Origin of the sequence: Coleofasciculus sp. FACHB-712 (genome assembly GCF_014695635.1) — a bacterium.
Lineage (GTDB): Bacteria > Cyanobacteriota > Cyanobacteriia > Cyanobacteriales > FACHB-T130 > FACHB-T130.
Genome location: NZ_JACJOQ010000608.1, coordinates 1 through 4695, shown reverse-complemented (window position 1 = coordinate 4695; position 4695 = coordinate 1). Strand labels below are relative to the sequence as shown.

Annotated in this window: 7 protein-coding genes and 1 pseudogene; 1 reads left to right on the top strand and 7 read right to left on the bottom strand. The window is 46.7% G+C overall.

Annotated features, from left to right (window positions below; translation table 11 throughout):
- The 4 genes and pseudogenes from H6F50_RS22300 to H6F50_RS26650 all read right to left on the bottom strand — a co-directional run.
- Window positions 1-503, bottom strand: a pseudogene (locus H6F50_RS22300) (hypothetical protein); the annotation flags it as partial.
- 81 nt (window positions 504-584) lie between these two features.
- Entirely contained in the window at window positions 585-1070 is a 486-nt protein-coding gene (locus tag H6F50_RS22295; RefSeq protein ID WP_190430390.1) for a hypothetical protein, read from the bottom strand.
- A gap of 14 nt (window positions 1071-1084) precedes the next feature.
- Window positions 1085-1393 carry a hypothetical protein gene (locus H6F50_RS22290; RefSeq protein ID WP_190430389.1) on the bottom strand — a complete coding sequence of 103 codons (309 nt, stop codon included), beginning with the start codon at window positions 1391-1393 and terminating at the stop codon, window positions 1085-1087.
- A 78-nt stretch (window positions 1394-1471) separates the two neighbouring features.
- A complete protein-coding gene (locus tag H6F50_RS26650) occupies window positions 1472-1675 on the bottom strand; it encodes a hypothetical protein (protein WP_347277201.1) in 204 nt (67 codons plus the stop codon).
- A 9-nt stretch (window positions 1676-1684) separates the two neighbouring features.
- On the opposite strand from H6F50_RS26650, the gene H6F50_RS26645 reads away from it, so the two are divergent.
- Window positions 1685-1840, top strand: a complete 156-nt coding sequence (locus H6F50_RS26645) for a hypothetical protein (protein ID WP_199292317.1) — start codon at window positions 1685-1687, stop codon at window positions 1838-1840.
- A gap of 53 nt (window positions 1841-1893) precedes the next feature.
- Here the strand turns inward: H6F50_RS26645 and H6F50_RS22280 are convergent, their stop codons facing one another.
- The 3 genes from H6F50_RS22280 to H6F50_RS22270 all read right to left on the bottom strand — a co-directional run.
- Window positions 1894-2736: a KGK domain-containing protein gene (locus H6F50_RS22280; protein ID WP_190430388.1), complete on the bottom strand. Its 843-nt coding sequence runs from the start codon at window positions 2734-2736 to the stop codon at window positions 1894-1896.
- Between the two features lie 129 nt (window positions 2737-2865).
- Window positions 2866-3939: a c-type cytochrome biogenesis protein CcsB gene (ccsB, locus tag H6F50_RS22275; protein ID WP_190430387.1), complete on the bottom strand. Its 1074-nt coding sequence runs from the start codon at window positions 3937-3939 to the stop codon at window positions 2866-2868.
- Window positions 3940-4173: 234 nt separating this feature from the next.
- On the bottom strand, window positions 4174-4695 hold a 522-nt coding region (locus H6F50_RS22270; RefSeq protein WP_190430386.1), incomplete at its 5' end, for a DUF3352 domain-containing protein.

Below are 4695 nucleotides of genomic sequence, written 5' to 3'. Positions count from 1 at the left end.
GGAGCGATTTCTGTGACATTTTTTTCCTTAATTGTCAGCTTTGCCAATGCTATAGTGTCATCAGGTGTTGATGAGGACGAACTTAACACGAAGACTGGCTTTTCTTGCACGCGCGTATTCGTGAACTTCTCATCTCCCTGTAAATCGGTTAGCTCCTCGCTATATCTAATCGAAAAAGTATAATCTCCATCTTCGATGGTATTGTTATTGTTTGCCTCTTGCACCAAGTCTACGGCTTTCTCGTCTAGAAGGATAATTTGCCTTCCTTGGGAATCGAACGCGGTTCCTGCTGAAACCTTAACGGTTAAATCTTGATGTTTACTTACAGTCAACCCCTCAGCAATACCCGAAACATTAAGCAGGCGGTTGTGGCGGCGCTGGCGGTCTATGTGGTAGTTTTGTTCTGACTTAAAGTCATCTTCTAGTAGATACTGACCAGCAAAATAGTTAGGTCTTTTGACAATTCCTTCTTCGGTTTTTTTTGGGGTTTGTGCGTCTGGCATCTTGCTTTTCCTCTCTCTTGTATCTATGTCTATTGGGCAAAAAATCAGTAGATTTTAGAGATTATTATGAGAACAGGGTTTTTAATATTTTGTTCTCACAATTGTTTTATTTCCGCCGTTGTCTTCTTTATTCTGGCAAATCCTTAATCCGGGTTCTAATTTTTCTTTTTGGGATTGAGCGCTATCATTAAAAGTAAGGTTTAATAGGATTTGTTGAGCGCTCAAATTTTCCATGATTATATACCAATCCTTGTTAGAATTGAACTCCTGTTGTGTCACTTCATAAGAGACTTTTAACCGCTCATCGCTGCCTATTTTTTGAACATTAGGGTTCGCCTGTTCTAAATTAGCTTTGATACTGAGTCTCACACGGCTTATAGATTCTTTTCTCTGCTCAACAGTAGCGGTAATCGTACCAGGTTGCTTCAATAGGATACAATAAACATTGCCCGTGAGCCGCGTCGTTCGCACCACGCCTGGTTTGCGCCATTGTTTGCGCAAGAATAAAAACAATAAAAATAATAAAAATAATAAAACCAACTGTATAAAAAAGTGGTCTGTTTTCATGTGATTGATTTCCACTAAACTGTTTTATTCCAATCAACCGTAAATAAATCTGGCTCATGTGGAGACAAATCTGAACTAGCACGGTAAGTCTTTTGTTCAGTAACTTGTAAAAAGTTTCCGAAACTTCCATTACTACGATCGCGTGATGGCATTTCATCGCTTGTTAAGCGGTGAAATCCTTCTCCACCTGTAGCATTGACAGTATATTTGCTGCCAGCACCAACGATAAATCTATCTCTTGAATCTAGTGTTCCATCTTGACCATCACAAAGGGCCCAGCTATTTGGAATTTGATTAGCTTGTCTCGACCGCATCATAATCATACATCTCTGCCAACAGTACTCTGACTCTCAGTGTCTACAGAGTTTTTGACAGCCGTGTCTAAGAGGGTGTTTGAAAAGTTAGGCAAATCGTAAAAATGTTAATCCCGTTGCGCCTTGACTATTCATGCGTTCATACAGCCGATCGCTCCGCAACGTTTTAATACAGCGCCCGGTTGCGACATCCCACAGCTTAATGGTGCGATCCTCACTGCCACTTAGTAAAATTTGACCGTTGCAGCTAAAGCTCACCGAAGTTACCCAACTCGTATGCTCGTGCAACACTTGCAGACAATGCCCCGTTTGCAGATTTCACAGCCGAACGGTTTGATCGCCACTGCCACTAGCCAGATGTTGAACACTGCCATCAAATGCGATCGCTTCTTTGATGATTCTTTTTTGAAAGAGAACGAAGGGGTGCTGTTATGTGACAGCACCCCTTCTTCGTGAGTCTGATATCAGTTAGCTTGTGAGCGATGATTACTCGCCCAATTTCCGCTTCCCTACTGATTGTTACGCCAGCTAGCTTCATTCATGTCTTGCCAGACATCATCGAGTAGCGAGTCTGATGGGTTCTCTTCCTTTTCAGACAATTCTGGAAATTCCAGATCGTTCGCACCGAAACCTGATTCTCCGGTGAGATCCAGTTCGTCCGCACCAAAGGCTGATTCTCCGGTGAGATCCAGTTCGTCCGCACCAAAGGCTGCTTCTCCAGTCAGATCCAGTTCGTCCGCACCAAAAGCTGATTCTCCGGTGAGATCCAGCTCGTCCGCACCAAAAGCTGATTCTGGTGCTATTTCCAAATCATCCGCACCAAAGGCTGCTTCTGGTGCCATTTCCAAATCATCCGCACCAAAGGCTGATTCTCCAGTGAGATCCAGATCGTCCGCACCAAAGGCTGCTTCTGGTGCCATTTCCAGTTCTTCCAAAGCGGATTCTGGCACTTCTATGAGAATTAACTCTTCCTCATAGATTAACGGTGCTTCGGCTCCAACTAACACTTCCTCATCCAAGGTGGCTGGGATCGGTGCCCTTTGTGGCTCACTGTCTTCAATGGTTGATGACTGCTGCGTCTGCGGATCTTCCGGGCAAAATTCCAAGCTAAATCTGACTTTCCCCTTTTGCCAGCCGTTGGAGCCGAATTTCAGCACTTCGCAAGGAATGCCTTGGTCGCTAAACCAGCCATCCTTTTCTTCTGTCCATCCACCTAAACCATATTCCAACTGCGTTCTGATTGCATCTGCGAATTCACCGACTCTGAATGTGCGGTGCCCAATTAAAATTTGGGAAGACTCATCCACAGAGAGAACTTCACCTTTGGCTAGCGAGTCGAACTGATTATCCACAACCATCTCCCCCAGTTGAATTGATAGTTTAAAGAGTTATTCGTTATCGGTCATTGGTCATCCGTCATTGCTAATGGCTAATTGCAGGAACGCTAATTATTAAAAGCCATTCGCGAATTGACTAAAAGATCAAAAGAACCAACCGTAGCTGTGGAGTCCTTTACCTAGCAAATTGACCCCAAGATAGCAAATCCAGACGACAACAAAGCCTGTCGCCGCCAAAATTGCCGGTCGTCTTCCTTGCCAGCCTTTGGTGATGCGGGCATGGAGATAGGCGGCAAATACCAACCAGGTAATCAGTGCCCAAGTTTCTTTGGGGTCCCAACTCCAGTAAGAACCCCAAGCTTCATTTGCCCAGACGGCACCGGCAATAATTCCAATCGTCAGGAGGGGAAATCCCAAACCGATGATGCGGTAGCTGATGTTATCTAAGGTTTCGGCAAGGCTCAGGCGCTGGGGCGAAAGGGTTGGTAATTCAGATACCCCTTCTTGGGAAGGCTGGGAGGTCACTAAATCGAGAACGGCTGTTTTGGTGCTGCCATTGCTTTCAAAAATACGCTCCACAGCAGAAGATGACTCGCTGGTTGCTCCTTGTGGCTGGGGCACGAAATCGCTGGCGCGTTGCAGACGGTAGGGGCGTGCCGGGTCATTTTTACTGCGAAATCCGCCGGTTCCGACAGAACTGCCTCGGAGTTCGACATTCTGACCGCCACTCACCACCAAGAAAGCGATCGCAAGCAGAGATCCCACCATCAGCGCGGCATAACTGAGCATCATGACGCTGACGTGCATCATCAGCCAGTTGGATTTTAGTGCCGGGACTAAAGGCTCTGACGACTGCATGGTTGATGGCAACGTCAAGGCAGCAAAAGCGGCGATGCCCATTGCAATGGGTGACGTGGCGACGCCTACTAAGCGGCTTTTGCTCATGTTTTCAGCAATCAGATGGATCGTGGTAATCCCCCAAGCTAGGAAGAAGAGGGATTCATAGAGATTGCTCAAAGGGAAGTAGCCTGCGTCCAGCCATCGTGCGCCCAGTAGGGCGGCAATGCAGAGGTTTGCGATCGCCATCCCTGCCGTCGATAAAGCCCACAGATAGGGGATGCCATTGAAAGCTGCTCCTATCCAGTACATCAACATCGTCGCAAACAGGACGGCGAAGGAGATATTATCTAACCCATTCTGGAGTGCAACCAGGTTCATCTTGTATTCTTTCCAGCAATTGTTATCTAAGTCGCTCACACAAGCGCCACTTTGATCCTATCGGTTCTGGTCGCTCTGAGGCTTGGTAGAATCACCCAGGTTTAGCCAACTAATTGTTATTTTTTTTAACGCTGTCATCCTGCTAAGGCAATTGCCAAGGTATGCCAAGGAATTATTGAGCTTTGCGTACCTTAGCGCGAACCTTAGCGTACCTTGGGGTTGAAAAGCGAAACTTTAAGGAGAAGGGCTAGGACTGGGAGAGAGACTGGCTTTCGGCGAAGGACTGGGATCTCCAACTTTCTTCATGTTGACGAAGATATCAAAGCGGCTACTGCGATCGCTACTGATGCCACCCGTGACGCCAATGGAGCGTATCGCGTTTGTAAAGATTTTTTGATTTGGATCGACTTGCGAGAGCGACAGATTCCCGGCGTTAATGGTACGGTCAACATCAATAAAAAATAGACCGTTCTTATCATTGAGCTGCTGAGGAATCGCTTGTTTGAATAACTCGCTGTCCGCCAAAGTCGCTTGGGGTTTGGGGACGAGGGTACTAGCAACAGGTGCCCCTAATGTCAGGAAAGCAACATTACCATCTAACCAGCCGTGAGTGGCGGCTAAGCCACCGAGTTGCGACGTCCAATTGGTGATGGGTTGACCGTTGAGCGTCGTTTCTTGTACCTGAAACTTATATTGCTGTGCCATCACCTCATCCAGCTGCTTGAGGGATTTTTCAGCTCTAGGGCGATCGCTTGT